The 18,144-nt window shown below is 36.6% G+C and carries 16 protein-coding genes; 3 read left to right on the forward strand and 13 right to left on the reverse strand.

The window, feature by feature from the left end; genetic code table 11:
* Positions 1–40: 40 nt before the first annotated feature.
* The 8 genes from DYH27_RS03495 to DYH27_RS03525 all read right to left on the reverse strand — a co-directional run bounded on the left by DYH27_RS03495 (position 41) and on the right by DYH27_RS03525 (position 8,043).
* The gene (locus tag DYH27_RS03495) at positions 41–1,144 is read right to left on the reverse strand and encodes a glycosyltransferase family 4 protein (RefSeq protein ID WP_025068016.1); all 1,104 of its coding nucleotides are present in this window, start codon (positions 1,142–1,144) and stop codon (positions 41–43) included.
* A gap of 309 nt (positions 1,145–1,453) precedes the next feature.
* The gene (locus DYH27_RS03500; RefSeq protein ID WP_025068015.1) at positions 1,454–2,323 is read right to left on the reverse strand and encodes a glycosyltransferase family A protein; all 870 of its coding nucleotides are present in this window, start codon (positions 2,321–2,323) and stop codon (positions 1,454–1,456) included.
* Positions 2,320–3,468, reverse strand: coding sequence for an EpsG family protein (locus tag DYH27_RS03505; protein ID WP_025068014.1), 1,149 nt, complete (start codon positions 3,466–3,468; stop codon positions 2,320–2,322). The genes DYH27_RS03500 and DYH27_RS03505 overlap by 4 nt, the downstream gene beginning before the upstream one ends.
* 167 nt (positions 3,469–3,635) lie before the next feature.
* Complete coding sequence (locus tag DYH27_RS03510) at positions 3,636–4,697, reverse strand: IS5 family transposase (RefSeq protein ID WP_004352316.1); 1,062 nt, start codon at positions 4,695–4,697, stop codon at positions 3,636–3,638.
* 118 nt (positions 4,698–4,815) lie between these two features.
* On the reverse strand, positions 4,816–5,811 hold the full coding sequence (locus DYH27_RS03515; RefSeq protein WP_025068492.1) for an acyltransferase family protein: 996 nt from the start codon (positions 5,809–5,811) through the stop codon (positions 4,816–4,818).
* Complete coding sequence (locus DYH27_RS13525; RefSeq protein WP_244595141.1) at positions 5,808–6,212, reverse strand: hypothetical protein; 405 nt, start codon at positions 6,210–6,212, stop codon at positions 5,808–5,810. Before DYH27_RS13525 ends, DYH27_RS03515 begins: the two co-directional genes overlap by 4 nt.
* Complete coding sequence (locus tag DYH27_RS13530; RefSeq protein ID WP_244595142.1) at positions 6,209–6,700, reverse strand: hypothetical protein; 492 nt, start codon at positions 6,698–6,700, stop codon at positions 6,209–6,211. Before DYH27_RS13530 ends, DYH27_RS13525 begins: the two co-directional genes overlap by 4 nt.
* A gap of 146 nt (positions 6,701–6,846) precedes the next feature.
* Entirely contained in the window at positions 6,847–8,043 is a 1,197-nt protein-coding gene (locus tag DYH27_RS03525; RefSeq protein WP_025068491.1) for a glycosyltransferase, read from the reverse strand.
* Positions 8,044–8,126: 83 nt separating this feature from the next.
* Between DYH27_RS03525 and DYH27_RS03530 the strand changes: the two genes are divergently transcribed.
* Entirely contained in the window at positions 8,127–9,107 is a 981-nt protein-coding gene (locus tag DYH27_RS03530) for an IS982 family transposase (RefSeq protein ID WP_115338009.1), read from the forward strand.
* A gap of 90 nt (positions 9,108–9,197) precedes the next feature.
* Here the strand turns inward: DYH27_RS03530 and DYH27_RS03535 are convergent, their stop codons facing one another.
* From DYH27_RS03535 to DYH27_RS03555, 5 genes are all read right to left on the reverse strand, one after another.
* Positions 9,198–9,968, reverse strand: coding sequence for a glycosyltransferase family 2 protein (locus DYH27_RS03535; RefSeq protein ID WP_004352194.1), 771 nt, complete (start codon positions 9,966–9,968; stop codon positions 9,198–9,200).
* Positions 9,969–11,039 carry a glycosyltransferase family 4 protein gene (locus DYH27_RS03540; protein ID WP_244595143.1) on the reverse strand — a complete coding sequence of 357 codons (1,071 nt, stop codon included), beginning with the start codon at positions 11,037–11,039 and terminating at the stop codon, positions 9,969–9,971.
* 23 nt (positions 11,040–11,062) lie between these two features.
* Positions 11,063–11,965: an acyltransferase family protein gene (locus tag DYH27_RS13715; protein WP_394358190.1), complete on the reverse strand. Its 903-nt coding sequence runs from the start codon at positions 11,963–11,965 to the stop codon at positions 11,063–11,065.
* A 307-nt stretch (positions 11,966–12,272) separates the two neighbouring features.
* Positions 12,273–13,799, reverse strand: a complete 1,527-nt coding sequence (locus DYH27_RS03550; protein ID WP_004352119.1) for an MATE family efflux transporter — start codon at positions 13,797–13,799, stop codon at positions 12,273–12,275.
* Between the two features lie 428 nt (positions 13,800–14,227).
* The gene (locus DYH27_RS03555) at positions 14,228–15,220 is read right to left on the reverse strand and encodes a hypothetical protein (RefSeq protein WP_025067849.1); all 993 of its coding nucleotides are present in this window, start codon (positions 15,218–15,220) and stop codon (positions 14,228–14,230) included.
* 808 nt (positions 15,221–16,028) lie between these two features.
* Between DYH27_RS03555 and DYH27_RS03560 the strand changes: the two genes are divergently transcribed.
* Both DYH27_RS03560 and DYH27_RS03565 read left to right on the forward strand, forming a co-directional pair.
* Positions 16,029–16,778 (forward strand): outer membrane beta-barrel protein, encoded by a 750-nt coding sequence (locus tag DYH27_RS03560; protein ID WP_025067848.1) that lies wholly within the window; start codon positions 16,029–16,031, stop codon positions 16,776–16,778.
* A gap of 14 nt (positions 16,779–16,792) precedes the next feature.
* Positions 16,793–18,076: an acyloxyacyl hydrolase gene (locus DYH27_RS03565; RefSeq protein ID WP_029755000.1), complete on the forward strand. Its 1,284-nt coding sequence runs from the start codon at positions 16,793–16,795 to the stop codon at positions 18,074–18,076.
* The last annotated feature ends 68 nt before the right edge of the window (positions 18,077–18,144 follow it).

The raw sequence follows: 18,144 nt of genomic DNA on the forward strand, positions 1-18,144 counted from the left end.
ATTATAAAAATCTATTTATCAAGAAGAAAACTTGATGATATTAATTAAAGATATTTTTATAGACATCAGCATAACCACTTACAGTATTGCTAATATCAAATTCCATAGCTCTATTATAACAGCGTTCTGCAATCTCGTTATAATAAGCTTCATCACTTGCTAATCGGTTGATTTCTTCTGCCAATGCCTTTGCATCCTCATGTGGAAAAAGAATACCATATCCCTTAGTTACTTCTTTCAAACCATTTACATCAGAAGCTATAAAAGGCTTATGTGCACTCATACCCTCTACATTACTAAGGCTCAACCCTTCCCAATGAGAAGACATCACGATAACATCTGCTGCTCTCAAGACATTTGGAATATCAGTACGTAAGCCTAAGAATCTAACTCGCTCACTTACACCTAAAGACAGAGCTAATTGTTTTACTTCTTCCATCCGTTCACCTATACCAGCAAACCAGATCTCGTATTTTTCTTTATCTAATAGGGTTAAAGCCCTAATAATAGTATCTTGATTCTTTTGTTTACGGAATCCAGCTACCATCAAAATAGCCTTACGCTTTTCTTTTAAACCTAATAGCTCCTTACATGGCACAGCTTCTGAAATAGCATTAACATCTATCCCATTGTTTATTGTAGTTATTGACTTGTATCTATTTGATGGTTCAACAAACCACTCCCCACCCATATATTCTCTTAGTTTCTCTTCCGCAATCTTGCTGATACATATCACATGATTGTATCTTCCATACATCCAACTTTCAATCGGACGATACCATTTCCAATTTCGTTTCCGATTTGATGTGTTATGTTCTGTAGAAACAAGATTAATGTGACTAAACAAACTGGCGATTGCTACAAATAGTTGCGGTGAAGAATTATGCGTATGAATAATATCATAATTCTTCATAACCTTTACCAGTTTTAATATATAGAGCGGATTATAAACTCCATGTCCTAACGCATATATCTTTGTCTGTGGACTCTCTTTCTTCAATCTATGGGTCAATGGTGTCTCTTTACCATTAAAGATACATAAATCCACCGTATTTCCCAAAGCCTGTAACCTTGGTATCAAATTAACCACCAACGTTTCAGCACCACCCATATCCAAAGATGTAATAACTTGTAATATTCTCATTATCCTATTTCTTTTATTCTATAATGCCAAATCTTTATTAATAGCATTCCAATAAAAAACACAACAAAAAGTTTTAATACTATTTGCTGTCACTTTTAACATTTCATCTTAAAGTAGAGATAATCAATATTTTCAAATGACAAGAGTGACGCCAAAATCAAAAACTTACACAAGAGCAATAATATATATTCCATAGAAGACACTTAATCTATAGCATGTGCTGTATCTTTCTATTGAAAACCAAATTTATGCCTAACTTTCCTGTTTCACATATATCTAAGGATGTTATGAATTATAGAATACTCATAACTATCTTTTATTTACACGTATATCATTCAAATGCATCAACCAACCTAAAGGTGCTATAGCATTCCATAGCCCAGGTAAACTCGGATAGCTTCTACTTCCACTATAACACAAACGAAATCTCCAATAATTAACAGCTGCTTTAACCTTATCCTTAAACGGAATATCAAGTTGATTTAATTCTGCATAACATATCATAGAGGCTATAGGGCTATTCATTCTAATTCGTACAATCTTGGAAGTTAATCCACCATCAAGATAATCTCGATAATAAATAACTTCATTAAAATAGTGAAGCTTATATTTTGTAGCAATCCTATTCCATACTAAAGCTTCTGGGCAAAATTTCTCGTTTTCAATCTCAGGAAAAGGAAACTCCCGTAAAATTTCTGTTTTAAAAACTTCACAAACATCCCCGACAAAGCCATATTTATAGCGCATCTCTATTGAACTAAGATTCATAGAAGAACAGATTTTCCTTTCTCCTATAATTGTTCCATCATGATGAGCCATCAAACCACATACACCGCCTATTAAAGGGTTATCCTTTATCTCCAAATAGTAACGATTTATAACTGATAAAGAGTTCTTGGGGAGACTATCATCACTATCTACAATAAGAATAAGCTCACCTTTTGACTCTATTACTCCTCTATTTAAAGCCCTGTGTTTACCCCCATTAGACTGTTTTATATATGATATAATTATTTTCTTATCCTGAATAAACTTGTCTACTATATCAGTAGTTGAATCAGATGATCCATCATCTACTATAACCCATTCAAAGTCTTCAAAGTCCTGTTTTACTAGGCTCTGATATAACTTTCCTAATAAATGACCTCGATTATAAGCTGGAGTAAGTATAGTTATCATTTGCGATAAAATTTATCAACTTTATAATTTTCATCATACTCATATTTCTCATATATAGGATCGTAATCACGAATACCATTTGAAAAGAAAGTTTTGTATGGACTCAACATATATCCCCATTGGAAAACAATACGAGTAAATAAAATAAAGCTCATTAACAAGACCAAAACCCTGGTCTGGCTTTTTTCTTTCAATCCATTACAAATTGTAGATAGAGTTACAATAACCCCTATCATATAAAACCATCCCAAACGACCTCCATTAAGAGATTGTACAAAAAGTAAGAGAATTGCACAGAAACCTAATAAAGCATTAAGCATAACGGTATCTTTTTTCGTAATGGGTATATATCTATAATTTTTAAATACAATATAAAGAAAAACAAATGCCTCTATTATATACTCATATTTGAAGCCAATCTCCTCTTCTATATATGAATCTGAACGATTGTGCATATCAGCAACGTCCCCATATATCCTAAATATTGCAGAGGGACCACCAGATAACCCTATCAGTAAGCACAGAATCATAAAAAGCATCACTTTCTTCTTATCAAAACGTTTAATAGGAATAAAATATAATGGCAATAATATGATAGCAGAATTATGAAAAGTAGCAGCTATCAGAACACAAGCTAAAAACTTTAATAATTTTCTTTTATATATATATTGGAAAGAAAGCCAACCAAGGCCAACCGCTACCATCTGTCTAAGATAGGTAAAAGTAAAAAAGAACATAAGCCCCATAAACAGCATAAGAGCAAATGAATAATTTACACAATACTTCTTGAAAACAAAGAAAAATAATATATATATAGTGATGGTTATTAATAGGATAAAAATGTACCTATTTGAAGTCAGATGAGATAGTAAAATATTATAAAATCCGTAGCCAATTTCTGTTGAATAAAGTGCAAACAGAGATGCATCTTCATACCTCCCTTTTTCATTTGTAATATCTGCAATATTATCAAATAGTTCACCATAAATATATCGATCATATCCACCTAACATATCTGAAAAACCTACAAAAAAAGCCATAAGTAAGAAAGAAAAGGCTAATATAGGTTGTCGCCTATAACCATTCTTTTCAGCTATATAATTAATCGATATGACTATGAGAAAAAATATAATATATAATACCATAACTGTTTAGGTAGGTTCTATTAATTCATATATTAACGTGGGGTTATCCCCACAATAATGCAGTTATGGGGGTATCGGTCTCATAAGAGACCTTCATTCTCTATAGAAATGGTTTTATTCCCCTCATTTTTTATGTATTTTTTGACATCAAGACACAATTATCCTTTTCAAGAGAGAAGTTGTGGCTGATATTTGTTGATTTGGCAATATCTAAAGATGTTGTAAACAAGGCAGGTGAGCGCAAAACTCGCTTTTGCTCTGGCAATACCAATTGTTCTGACAAAGGAACCATGCATGGCTCCTTCAATGAAGCCGAAGACGTGTTCCACGCGGCATCTACACTTTGATTTCTTGCGGTTACGTTTCTTCTGCTTCTTGGTTAATGGATGATTGCGGTGTCCCTTCTCGCAGATGACGGGACGCATCGCATTGGCCTTGACAACATCTTCCCTGCCCTCATATCCAGCATCAAGATAAAGGCGCTGGCCTTTGTCCTTGTCCGTGATAAGCTGCGAGATAACATTGGAGTCATGGATGCTTGATACTGTGGTATGGTAGGACTCTATGAGTTTTGATTTCTTGTCAACCTTCGTATGACCTTTGTATCCATAATGTTTCTCTTCCCGTTTCTTAGTCCAACGTGCGTCAATGTCCTTGTGGCATTTCTTGTGTGGGTTGTCGTTCCAAAGCTCATCTCCCTTGCCGTTCTTGATGGTAGTGTTTTCCCTGCGAGTGTTGCGCTGCCTGGGGGCTTCAACGAAGGTGGCGTCAATAATCTTGCCTTCATTAAAGCTCAGACCTTTCGCATCGAGCAATTGACGGAAGTCGTCAAACAGGGTGTCAAACACACCGGCCTTGACCAGTTTATTCTTACATGCCCACACCGTCTTTTCGTCAGGTACGTCACTTACCGTATGTATGTTTAGGAACTCTCTAAAGCTGGTGCGGTCAATAATCTGATATTCTATCTGGTGGTCGCCCAGACCATAATAACGTTGGAGAAATATGACTTTGAACATAAGAACGACATCTATTGGTCTACGCCCTGCTGAAGTCTTACAATCCTCTGTGAGTAGAGTCTTCTCTAATGTGGAGCGAAAGAATTCGAAATCAACAAGAGCGGATACCTGCTCCAGCGGGTTGCCCATTGCGGAAAGAGCCTTGAGAGTAAACTCTTCTTCAAAGAGACTCTCCTGTTTTGATTGGCGATATGTAGTCGTTTTCTTCATAAGGTAATATCAATATTTATATGTAAAGGTACGACTTTTTTCGAAAATACGCAAGTAATTAGCTGATTAATAATAAGTTAATTTATAGAACACCTCTTTATTAAATATTATCAACTATTTAACGCTCGTATTGATTACCAAAGAAAAATAAATTTATTATCCTGCTTTTTTTTAAAAATAATATACAATAATAGCAGAAAACAACAGAAAACAAAGCGATACTGGGCACAATAATGAAATCAGTAATCCAATTTGAAAGAAATAGAGTATCGAAATGAACGTATTTTACAAAAATACGTTGTAGTATTATAGATTGTAATCCATATATCCCCAAAGTATACGTACCAACCTCAGCCATCTTCTTAACTAAGAAATTATCATCTTTAAACCATAGACAAAAATAATATGAAATACCTATCAGTGACAATGAACCGAAAAGTCCAGAGACAAATTGAGAAAATAATTGCCATGGGGTAAAAAATAAAATATGATATGTGAGGACTTTAGGAACCTCATGTACACACAGTAAGATAAAAACGAGTAAAGAAAACATCGTAATAAGAGCTTGGTATTTCATATAAATTTGTCTATAACATTTCAGGAAGTAACCTAGCCAAAAGAAAATTAACATCCAGTTAAATTGTAAAAAATAACCATGAGGAAGAATAAGTGCAAGCACAATAGAACCTATTGCAGTAAAATAATCTTGCCATCCCAATCGTTTAAAAAGATAAGTGTATACAAAACAGAAAAATAAGGTTCTTAGAAACCACATTCCTCCTATAGCTTCACTTCTTGCAACTATAGCAATATCTGGTAAATCTATAAGAAAACAAACAATTATTGTCAATATAGAAATTGTAACTGTAGGCAATAATAACTGGATTGTTTTTTGTTTTAAAAAAGGAACAACTGGTTTATCATAAGATTTTAAAGAGAAATATCCACATAGCATCATAAATAAAGGCATATGAAACGAATATATCCAATTATATAAAATTGATGCCCTACTCATATCTACAAAAAAATATGAATGGCCTATGCAAACCATCCAAATAGCTAAAAATTTAACTACATCTAAGTAAATAATTCTATTTGATCTATTTTTTTTCATATTAAATTTATTTCTTCATAAGGAGCATTAGTCAACATTGCTGCTCTTTTAGGAAAACCACTCAGAAACAAAAGTTTATCCGTCATTTGGAAAACTTTTTTCGCATAACTTAACATGAAATAATCAATAAATGATTTTATATAAATATCTTGGCTTGCGTCAAAAGTAAAGCCCATATGTACAACTGCACCAGGAATAACATAGACATATTCAAGATGAGACAATCTATCTAAAAACCTTTTACTATCACTTGTTACTAATATTCGCTCACTAGGGTATCTTGAATGTAATTCTTCTACACCTTTTATACACTTTAAAATATAACTCTCTCTCTCTGATTCGGGCAAAATATCTCCACCTTCTTTGAAATCTCCCAACAACTGTCGAAAACGAAATGTCAATGAAATATATTTTTTTCTCCACCTAACTTTCTGAGATGATAATCTATTTGATTTTGTAATCGTTCAGATGGCCGAAAAAGTTCGTTAAATAAAACACTAAAATCATTATCAGCAATAGCCATATTAGAATATATATGAATCTGCTTATATGACTTATTTAAATAATATTGCAAAATCTTTTTTTGCGCATTTATCTGTGCACTATTTTCCAAATTATTATTATAAGTCAGAAGGGTACAAGGGTAAACTTTTTTTGAGTCCCAGCATATATTTTTTGCTTCAATTTGCCAATCATATTGATTAGGTACTAAATAGTCCTGCAGATGCAATGGTTCAAAAACAATTTTAAACGGAAGATTCTTACGCTTACATTCACCATATATAGAGGTAATTCCTCTAAGACGATCAGATAATCCACCAGAAAATGTTGTCTCAGGCTGAACCATATAAATAATAACATTTTCATCATGTTCATACCTATTATCCATAACTTTATTCTTGTATAAAGGTATTAGTAATCGTTTTCTACAAACAATATTATGCCTCAATATTAGTAAAGAATAATACAGAAAAGAGGTAAACTCAATGATTTTTTTTAGCTTCTTATACATAAAATTAATTTACAGACCTTGTTTTATAATAAAGAAAATAATTGTTTTGCTATACTAAAATTATTATGAAGATTTAGTAGTGTTTGACGCCCACTTTCAGCAATCTCCTCATAATGAGATGAACTTGTATATATATCTTTTAGCATCCTAATTATATCAGAGACATCATTATATTGCATACAGGAAACATTATGCTCAACAGCTATATTCTCCAATGCATACCATGACCCAATTACCAACAGACCATTTGCTATTGCATCTAAGACTTTTCCCTTTGTACCCGTACCAATACATATAGGTGTAATCTGAATATCATGTTTACAAATTTCTTCAATATAATCGGGGACAAATTTTATATGATGAACTTCATAACCTGCATTATTAAGACTCTCTACATGATGTTCCCATCCTTTACCTAAAAAAGTATAAACATAATGTTCTTTTAGTTCTGAGAGATCTTTAGATTTTATCAGACAATCTATCAGCATATCAGCATCCTGCTGCATATACAAGTTATACTGCCCTGCAAATAAAATCTTTATTTTTGGAGAACTAAAAGAAATAACCTTAGCAGGTTTTGCAACTTGATAATGAGGGTGACGAAGAAAATGAGCTTGAATTCCAGGACAAATCTCCTTAAGGAAATCAACATCCGCCTCACCTACCAAATGATAGTGGATATTTGAAGATGTATCAAACTGTTTCTCCATATTCAGATACTTAGGATACATAAATGCAGATCTCCAAAATCTTATTTTATTTCTTATTGCAAAACGCTTACCAAGCATCCTATAATAATAGAGAGACTCACAATCTGGCAATGTATGTACTCGCCTAAAATCCTTTAATTGATGACTGACACGAGATAACTCCTCGCCATAAATCCATATAGCATCAGGATTATCATTAATGATAGTATCTAATTGTGAAAAACTTAAGCTAATATAATTACCAATAGGATATTTTAATAATATTCTAAATGGTAAAAGAAACCTAAGGAAAAAATTATACCACCATGGTACTGGCAATAAACAAATTTTTATATTAAGTTCCTTTGCAATAGAATCTATCTGTTCTATTGAAAGCCGATTTAAATTATACGAATAAAGAATTACCTCTATACTTTTATCTCTACCAGCAAGTAAATGATAAGGCAATGCACTCGTACCACGGATATTTTCCGCAGCGGGCATCATCACAGAAATTCCAATTACCTTCATACTCTTTGATACTTTTTAAGCCTTACCTCCAATATAAAATAAGTGTATTAACCCGTTGGCGGAATTAAAATGTAGCTATAATGATATACAAAAAGTTGCACATATCGTTGATTTTTAGTAACTTAGTGAAGTCAAAACCATTAAGTACAAATCCTCGTATGTGCAACTTATACACAAAATTCGTCAAAATCCTTGAGATATGCAAGCAATTCTCTCACAACCTTGTCAATGAGCAGGGAAATATACCCCGTCGTGGTCCCATGCCAAAATTTTCAGATTTGGAGGTCGTTGCCTTGTCCTTGACAGCGGAATCAGAGAGCATTGATAGTGAAAAATGGCTTTTTGATTATAAGCTTCAGGAGTACAAAGACAAAATACCTAACCTCATATCTCGCAGGCAATTCAACGACCGTAGAAAGAATACCGCAGGATTATGCGAAGACATACGAAAGAGAATCGCTGCCCAAATGGACGGTGGGGAAACTCAATTCTTCGTAGATTCCAAGCCGATAGCCGTATGCAGGGTTGCCAGAGGGAAGCGTTGCAAGATGGGGCGAATGGGAGATTTCTCACAAGCACCGGATTTCGGCTTCTGTGCATCTCAAAATATGTATTACTTTGGCTATAAACTCAATGCACTCTGTGGGTTAAGTGGGGTGATACACTCCTATGACTTGTCAAAGGCCAGCGTGCATGACCTCAATTATATGAAAGATGTCAAGCTGGTCTATCATGACTGTAACATCTATGGCGACAAGGGATATATAGGGGCTGATGTTCAACTCGATCTTTTCCAAACGGCTCACATTAGATTGGAATGTCCATATAGGCTGGACCAAAAGAATTGGAAACCAAAATTAATCCCTTTTGCCAAAGCCAGAAAAAGGATTGAAACTCTCTTCTCACAACTCACAGATCAATTTTTGGTTATCAGGAATTATGCGAAAATAACAAATGGTCTGTTTGCCCGAATAATCGGGAAAATTAGTGCGCTGACCATATTACAATATGTCAACTTTATTAATAACAAACCCATCGGAAGAATTAAATACGCACTAAATTAATTCCGCCAACGGGTTGTATTACTATAAAAATATTATATAGGCTTACAATATAATACGATGATTTCTCAGTATTTAATAAAACGAAGACAACTATATTCGTATCTTATAATATAACCATGCACATAAATAAGTAATAGGATTCATATATTTTTTTAAAATATACAAATGACTTTTCATACCATATTTATATCTTGCAGTATTACCTGAGCTTTCTCCTTCAAGATGAACTATTTGGGGTGAGTTTATAAGCATTCTTCTATAGCCTTTCTTCATCATACGATACTGAAGTTCTCCTTCTTCACCATATAGAAATATATTTTCATCAAACATCCCAGCCTCATCTATGGCTTGCCGAGGTATAAACATATCTGCACCACATATACACTCAACCTCCCGGTTAGTGTAGTCTGGTTGATAGTTATGTGGTTTGACTATCCTCTTTATAAAATCTTTTATTGTAAAAGCTGGAAAGTAAAAAAAAGAGTCTCTATAGCTACCATCGTCACCTTGTAAATAACAACCATAAATAGTCTTTGGATTATGTGACTTTGCATACTTAAAGAACTCTCCTACTGCATTATTTAACAATAATGTATCTGAGTTTAACAAAAAGAAAAAATCACCATTTGCAACTTTCATACCTAAATTGTTGCCATACCCGAAGCCTCCGTTTTTTTCTGAATAAATATATTTTATCCTAGAATCTTTCTCAAAAAATTCTTTAGAACCATCAGTTGAAGCGTTATCAACTAAGATTATCTCAAAATCTAATCCTTTGGTTTGTTTATAAATAGAATCAATACAAGAAGCTGTAATATTTTTTGTATTGTAATTTACAATAATAATACTCACGTCTATCATTTAACTTCCTTTCGTAATAATGCTTTTAAAGGAATTATAAGATTCGTCAATATCAAAGTTATGAATAAAAGATTCACCATTCTTTGCAATTCTTATCCGTAATCCATCATTTTCAATCAAATGGATTATATTATTTGCTAACCCTTCAGCATCGCCAACAGATGATGTTAACGCTGTTTTTTCATTATGAGCCATTTCAAGATATCCTTTGTTATCAGTACATGCTACAGCACAACCACATTGCATTGCTTCTCCTACAGTTAGTCCCCACCCTTCTATATTACTAGGTCCAACGTATATTGCAGACTTATTGTATAAGCTTTTAAGAGATTTTATATCAGGCTGTTTTACAAAAACACAATATTTGGGTAAGTCAGGAGGACATTCATACACACTAAAGAAAATTACGTTGATTCGTGGAAACCTCTCATAGACACGGTCAAAAGCACGAAAGGCTACGTCCATCCCCTTCAGCTTATCCACATGATACATACAAATTATATTATACTTATCTCTTTCAGCAATTGGGTTTACACAAGAAAAAGAATTAAAGTCAAAACCATTAGGAATTAATGTGGCCTGCTCACCACATGATGAAACTATTTCTTGTAACCACTTTGCTATAACTATCTTTTTCATAGGAAACCGGTAACTTTCAAGAACCTGTTGGTCAGAAAAAAACCAGTTCTCATAGCCTTGAATAAAATAGAATTTACTTATATCATCAGAATATTTATTAAGACTAAACGCCGTCTCAATAGCTGTAGCAAAGACACTGCTACCCACCTCTGGAGAATAATTATCAAGTGACCATACCCACTTTAAACGTATTCTTTTATCTAAACTAAACCATCTTGACTGATAACCTTTATTTATATATCTAACAACGTATCTTGCAACATCTCTTAATTTACTTTTTAAAGTTACTGAGTGGCTCCTCTTAGTATTTGGATAAACTATGCTTACAGAGAAACCATCTTTTGCTAACCTATTTGCATATTCATAAACGACCTTATATCCTCCTGAAGAAACAATGCCGTCGTGAGGCATTAGGAAAACTATCTTCTGCATCTTTTGTAAGAATAAATATGAAACTAATTTAGCTTCCAATATTGGGATACTCTTCTTAAGACAATATCTTCCATCCTTGTAAACAAAAGTCTACGCCCCCACTCTACAGCCGCACAAATTATGTAAACGACAGGGGGAATAAACAACACGCTCCAGAGAATTTTAAATCCATGCGAATTCCTCAACAGAAAGGTATCTGCAAGGAATGTCATTCCTATATCGTTACAATGGATAATGTATACGGCCAGGCAATACATTGCTAAGAGATTTATACATTTATTATGAAAATGGAGGTTTTTGAAGATTAAGAAGAGGGAAACAGCATTTATCACGACAAAAACTGAATTAATGTTTTCGAAACTTGTAAATCCAAAGTGAAGGAAAGATGAAAATAACAATTCTGAAAACACCATCAAGATAGTATTGCCAATAAAAATACTGAGATAGGATAATGATGAGTAAACTTTTAATCCATGTAATCTAATATATCTCCCTATCAGATAAAGGATTGTGAAATTAATGATACCTCCACCAAAATCAGGTACAAACTGCCTGAAATTTAATATATAGTTAAATGTCGCCCAGCCATAAAATATAATCGAACAAAATAATAATAAGTTTTTGAATTCCTTTTTTGATAAGTATTCAACCAGACTGTTTAAGAATGGAGCTACAGTACATAAAACAAAATAACAAGATATAAACCAGAACTCGTTAGAAGTTATAGGAAGAATATAAGGTAAACTTCCCACCAATTCCTTTTCTACAACAATTTTATAGACAGCAATCAACCATGAATAGAATAAGACGGACATCCATATTTTGGCTAATTTGCGCCAATTAAACTTTATACCGAAATATCCAGAGATAAGGATGAAAGTGCTTACAGCGACAACACAAATGCTGTAGAGCAGTCTTGCGAGCATATAGTCCCCCCCCAGGGTGAAGTCCCGTCATAAGGTATCTGCATACCTTTCCCGATAAGATGTCCTCCGATTACAAACAACATACAGAGTATGCGCAGCAGCTCAAAAGAGGAGTTTCGTTCTTTGTGTTTATTTGTGTCGATTTCTATAGTCATGCTTTTTCCGACTTAATCTGTTAGCTTTTATTATAAGAAAGCCAATGTCTCATAAAACTGGATGTCCTTTCAAGCAATTAGCCAACAAAAGAAATGTTTTTTATCAGTTTATGCCACTGTTGGACTTACTTTATATTCCGGCAATTTGAGAATCATAAAGTCCATTTTCGAATGGACATTTTGATTTTCTCATTAAGTTTCCAACGTATTTCTTTCTCTATTACAAACAAATAAGTATATGAACCGAACATAAGAACAGAGAGGCAGACTGACAAACCCAGTTGGAAGAAGCCAGACGGACATTTCTTGGAGATGAAATAGAAGACGAAACAAGCGGCAATAGTTATAAAAATGGAGTTCTTGAAAGTTTCTATAAAAAAAGAGCTAAGGGGAAACTCTGGAATATTATGTTTTAAAATAGCTCCATTAGAAAAAAACATTATTACCATAACAAGAAAAATGCACCAATAAACATTTTCTAAAGTGCTGCCAAAGTGTAGGATAAAATAGGCTGGTAACAGCGTAAATAGATATAAAGAACCACCTATGAAACTCAGTTTTTTTATTTTACCTGTTGCATGAATTCCAATGATTATTATGGAGTTTATTAATCCGGGAATATTCGTAAGTAAAACAATTCTACATATCTGCACTGTTTTGTCTGGGACATCTGTCAGCCACAGGTGAAGTACATATGGCATTTCCGCTATCAAAGGTAAACTTATCATTAAAAACAGTAACAAGCAATATTTTGAAGCATTTGTCATTAACTTAGACATTAAAGGTATATTCCCTTGGGCGTAGCTTTGAATAACCTGAGGACGAAAAGCCATAACAATATTGTTTGCAAAGCCCAGCACAGCCCCATTGACAACTGTGGCAATACCACAGGCTGCATTGACGATGACTCCCAGGAAATGGTTGACAATCATATTGATTCCCTGCTGTTGGACAGTTCCAGACATATTGCCATAAAGATCCCATCCAGAGAAAGTCAGGAGTGGCTTTATGACTTTAGGTCTCCATACCGCATGAAAATGGCATTCCTTGAATTTCCGGATGCAATATACACGGTAGATGACGGCAATGAAGACGGAAACACCCAAGATAAGGAAAGCGTAAAGAATCAGTTTGTCAAGATTTCCTATCAACAGGACATAGACAATGACCAGCTTCAACAGGATGTTGAGCATTTCCACATACGCATAGACATCCATTTTCTCATGGGCGATAATGGAGGCATTGTAAGGGACCTGTGTCACTCCTACCATCATCGACAAGACAGAGGTCTGATATACCACATGAGCCGCTCCCATTCTTCCTTCCGGGATATTCAGTTTGTAAGCCAGCAGCCAGAGTCCCACTGTCTCCGCCACGACAAAAATCATCAGAGCAATGGCTAAATGAACTTCCATTGCAGATGAGAATGTATCTTTTAGCCTTTCTTCATCACTACGTCCTATCTCGTATGTCAGAAATCTCGAAGTTGCTCCACTCATACTGGAATTGAGGAATCCAAACATGATGACAATCCCGCCCACGACAGAGTAAAGCCCGTAGTCCTGTGCCCCGAGAACCTGTAATACTACCCGTGACGTATAAAGTGATACTACCAGGGAAAGCAGCATACGGAGATAGAGAAAAATCGTGTTTTTGGCTATGCGGGAATTACTGTACATTGTTTTTATTACAAAGTCATTCTTTAGAGGAGGTCCTGAAAATTTCACGTTGGCATACCGAAACCAGGAAAACTGTCAAGTCTTTATGCTTTTTGCTTTTATACGGTGAAATCACATACAGCTCACTACCGCAAGGGTAGCTCATTGCTGCTCCAATTGTTTCGTAACACAAAACGGCGTGAGACCTTAGTTTGTTATCAAGGTCTCCTCCCATTGTTTTCATAAGAATATTGGTTCATTCGACAATCCTTGGTGGCTGACTGCCTGCAATCCCAAAAGTTGTAGAGGTCGTATGTGGTACGTTTTATCCAAATGTTTGGAGTTCGGCAGATTTTAGAAGTCTCTTCTATGGGTTTCTGCAGGGTCACGGTTAGACAATCTGTGCAGCAGATTGGAACCGTGACCCTGGCAAAAAGCTCCATTGCAGATTACATCGATATGTGCCAGTCGACATTCTCCGTCTTCATTTCTCCTGACTCTTCCTTAAATAAGATACCTCTTCCCTTAGGGCCTTCTACCTTGATATCAACGACCGTCATGATATTACGCTTCACGACTAACTTTTTGGTGACTTTTTCAGAAGTCCCATCATCCTTTGTCCACGCAATTTTTACTTCTAATGTAGCCTGGTGATCTGGCTGGCAGGCATTTTCTATATTGTTGAAAGAATAGGGTGATGCATCGTCGTAGATAGGGCTGTCTTTTCCCAGACTGATGCGCCAGCCGACATAATTAATCACCAGTGTTCCCTCCTCTGGTGGTGCAACCTTGAAATGCAGACCGAATACCGTACGCTTCATATCAAGTGTCAGGTCTGTCTTCGCCTTTGGGCTGAAGTCATCAATACTGCCATAGAGCTTGACCAAACGGGGATAATGGACTATCCGCCCATCTTCAATCTTCGTATCTCCTTTCTTTATTTCACTTAAGTTTTCCTCTTTAGAATAGACAAAAGAGTTAGAGGCCTTTGTCAGTTCCTTTGTCCCATGTAAAAATGGGACATCGTAGCCATCCTTACCCATATAGAGTCTTCCTGGATTCTCCTCGACTATCAGACATTCCACCTTGTAGAGATTCTTTTCATTCATTTTTATGGATATCTTCGATTGGAGGGTAAATAGACCGTAGGCGTACATCTGGTACTTTTCCTCACCAGGCTTCTTTTCATAGACATTGACAGCGTAAAGTCTCTTTTTGTCAACTTTGTCGGCCCTGCTTAAAGGCTGCCCCTTGTCATCCATCGGCGTTTCCATTGTTTCGACAACCAGTTCAGTAGGATGGATCCTCACAATTCTTGTTGACTTGCTTTTGGATTTACCTGTAGGCTTCACGCCATCATAATTTTCCAATACTGGTTTCTCACAGGCTGCAAGCAAAAGTATGCACAGCATGGTCCAGATCCAGGTTACTTGTTTTCTCATAATTAGAAATTTTTAAATGAATATAGATGTAAGTTCTGTGTATTTGTTCAGGTTGGTCCCGAACAAATCTTTTGATTTTCGTTTTTTAGGCAAACTGATTCTGTTCTAAAAGTGTACAATCGGGTATGCGGCTGAAAGAAAAATCGCTGCCGCATAAAATAAAAGGAGACAAAGCCCCGACTGATTTCACGGGACAGATTGCCGATGTAGAATCTATATAACTTACCTTATATGGTATTGACAAGACATGAATAGAAAAGGATATATTGCTGACAATAAGAGGAGAACACGAGAAATCATCTGTCTTAAGAACGATGCGGAACAGCTGTCAGGATAGGATATACTCTCTCCTCCCTGCAGGCCGGAATCAAGCTCACAGACAGAAAAACTATCACGGGTTCTCCGCTTTGGAACGAATATGCAAAGACAATATTCATCTGTCAAGGCATCTCTTATGCCCCTTTCTGTTGACTTCGGGCAGGCTGATAAATTCGTTCGCAGATATTACCTTGGTCCTATAGTTTTGTTTTTTAAGCGGCTACAAAGTTAATTAAAAACTTTGATAAGTAAAAGTAATCTGACCGAAATATCGAAATATAGTTGGTTAGTGTAGCAAAAAGAGAATATAAAGAGAATATAAGCCGAAAAATTGCCCCGAGAGACTCATCTCATAAGGAAAACGGTGCAATGTATCAAGTAATAGAAGAAGTCTCATTATCTTTCCTCTAAAGAAAAACACTTTCTTTATCCAACTGGCTTATAAATCACAGTTTTTATGTAAATTTGCAGCAGAAAAAGAAAATCAAGCATGAAACGAATCCTATTGATTGCAGCCGTCCTTCTGGGAGCACTGTCAACCAGCCAGGCCCAGTTGTTCAACAAGAACAACACGAAGCGTATTGGACAAGCTGTAAAGAAAAGCTGTCAGGATGTGAAAGAAGCCATTGTGCAAGACACCAGACCATCCGGTGAACATACGTTGTGGGATATTTATATTGCTCCAAAGGTGGGATTGAATTTGTCCAATCTGCCGGGTATTAACGGAAACATCAAGTTAGGTGCGGTAGCTGGAGCCTATGTTGAGGTCTTCGTGGCAAAGAATCTCGCCGTTGATGTGGAAATGCAGTACAGTCGGCAGGGATCTTCTGGTGTCTACCGTTACCTGAACACGAAGGATGCCTCAGGTAATACTGTTGTTCAGGAAAAAGGACCATATGACTTCAAGTTGGATTATATCAACACGAACTACCTGGTACGCTGGTATCCATGGACCGACCTGCCCTGGAGTTTTACGACCGGTCTGCACATGGGCTATATTGTAAGTGCGCATGCAAAGTTGAAACACGGTGCTGACAAAGATATCAAAGGCGACATTCACAGTGGCGACCTGGCCTTTCCGTTTGGTATCAGCTACGAGTGGAAGCAGTGGCAGCTGGAGGCACGCTATAACTTCTACTTCAGAAAGCTGGCACGCAGCCGTGAGGCGAAAGTACTGATGCGGAATGCCCGTAACAATGTGTTTGAGGTTACTTTGGGCTATAGAATCAAGATGTTCTGACAATAGTCACCTCCATGATGCCCCCCACTCTACTTGCCGCATTATTCTTTGCATCTGTACCGGCCACCGCTGATGTCACCGACTCTGTCACTATACAGAAAACAGGTATAGAGATACGTTATACCCCTGCCCAGACACTCACGCTGGACAAAGAACCCCGTATCTGGACAAAGACGAAGGAGACGCACGCCATGATAATGCAAGTGAATATTACGCCGACAGGGAACGACTTTGCCTCGGAATATAATTATCCAACATTTTCTGTCGGGTTGCGCTACAACCTTAACCATGGGACAACCATGCACCGTGATGAACCATGGGGAGAAGCCCGCCCTGTCGACTACACCAGTAAGTTAGGAAACATTCTGACACTCTATAGTACCTTCAACCGTCCTCTCTATCGTAGTCGTCGCTGGCAATGGGGCTATTATCTTGGTACGGGCATCGGCTACACGGCTTTAAAATATAACCAGCAGAACGATATAGACAACGAGTATATCGGCTCTCACCTGAACATCTTCTTCACCGCAGGACTATACGGACAATATAAGTTCGCAAAGGAATGGTGCATAAAAGGTGGAATGGACTTTGCTCATCACAGCAATGGAGCAATGGCACGGCCGAACAAAGGAGCGAACTATCTGGGACCATTCGTTGGTATTGTGTATGAACCTGAAGGACAAGCGGGAAAGATTACCACCAGACGAAATACGGCTGCCACAGAACCGTTCCTGAAGTATTGGTTCATGGAATTTACATTGGGGATAGGTGGGAAAACGCTGCTTGAAGAATGGCTGCAGACACAATTCAACACGCCACAGGGGCAACCCGACTACCGGAAAGAGCGCTTCGCATTCTATGGTGCCTATTCTCTCCATGCCCATCTGCTCTATCGTTATACACGACGTTGGGCATCTGGACTTGGCTTCGGCATCTTCTATGGAGATTATGCCAACCGAGTTGCACAACTCGATAAGACGAACGGATATACTGGAGAAAAACACAGTCCGTGGTCAGTCAGCATCGAAGCGCGCCACGAAACTTTTTATGGGAATCTGTCTGCCCGAATCAGCTTGGGTTACTATCTTTACCGACACATGGGTTACAAATCACATAACGGGCTGGAAAAGCCTTATCATGAGCAGGTCGGTGTTTTCTATCACTTTCCGAAGCTGCGGAACATCACATTAGGATTCAGTGTAAATGCACATGCTACCAAAGCCGACTTTACAGAGCTGCAGATAACGTTTCCGGTCAGACTTCGAGGATGCAAGATCCATGACCATCCCAGGCTATAATCCTGTCAGAAACCGGACATAGACACTTTAATTCTAAATTATCGGTGTCCTATATATAAATGATTGAA

It is taken from the genome of Prevotella denticola (genome assembly GCF_900454835.1).
Lineage (GTDB): Bacteria > Bacteroidota > Bacteroidia > Bacteroidales > Bacteroidaceae > Prevotella > Prevotella denticola.

Coding starts and splice junctions, on each gene's coding strand:
- DYH27_RS03495 (WP_025068016.1), bottom strand. CDS start 1,144: ATGAGAATATTACAAGTTATTACATCTTTGGATATGGGTGGTGCTGAA.
- DYH27_RS03555 (WP_025067849.1), bottom strand. CDS start 15,220: ATGAGAAAACAAGTAACCTGGATCTGGACCATGCTGTGCATACTTTTG.
- DYH27_RS03535 (WP_004352194.1), bottom strand. CDS start 9,968: ATGATAGACGTGAGTATTATTATTGTAAATTACAATACAAAAAATATT.
- DYH27_RS03515 (WP_025068492.1), bottom strand. CDS start 5,811: ATGAAAAAAAATAGATCAAATAGAATTATTTACTTAGATGTAGTTAAA.
- DYH27_RS13715 (WP_394358190.1), bottom strand. CDS start 11,965: ATGCTCGCAAGACTGCTCTACAGCATTTGTGTTGTCGCTGTAAGCACT.
- DYH27_RS03525 (WP_025068491.1), bottom strand. CDS start 8,043: ATGAAGGTAATTGGAATTTCTGTGATGATGCCCGCTGCGGAAAATATC.
- DYH27_RS13530 (WP_244595142.1), bottom strand. CDS start 6,700: ATGGATAATAGGTATGAACATGATGAAAATGTTATTATTTATATGGTT.
- DYH27_RS03500 (WP_025068015.1), bottom strand. CDS start 2,323: ATGATAACTATACTTACTCCAGCTTATAATCGAGGTCATTTATTAGGA.
- DYH27_RS03565 (WP_029755000.1), top strand. CDS start 16,793: ATGATGCCCCCCACTCTACTTGCCGCATTATTCTTTGCATCTGTACCG.
- DYH27_RS03505 (WP_025068014.1), bottom strand. CDS start 3,468: ATGGTATTATATATTATATTTTTTCTCATAGTCATATCGATTAATTAT.
- DYH27_RS03510 (WP_004352316.1), bottom strand. CDS start 4,697: ATGAAGAAAACGACTACATATCGCCAATCAAAACAGGAGAGTCTCTTT.
- DYH27_RS03560 (WP_025067848.1), top strand. CDS start 16,029: ATGAAACGAATCCTATTGATTGCAGCCGTCCTTCTGGGAGCACTGTCA.
- DYH27_RS03550 (WP_004352119.1), bottom strand. CDS start 13,799: ATGTACAGTAATTCCCGCATAGCCAAAAACACGATTTTTCTCTATCTC.
- DYH27_RS03540 (WP_244595143.1), bottom strand. CDS start 11,039: ATGCAGAAGATAGTTTTCCTAATGCCTCACGACGGCATTGTTTCTTCA.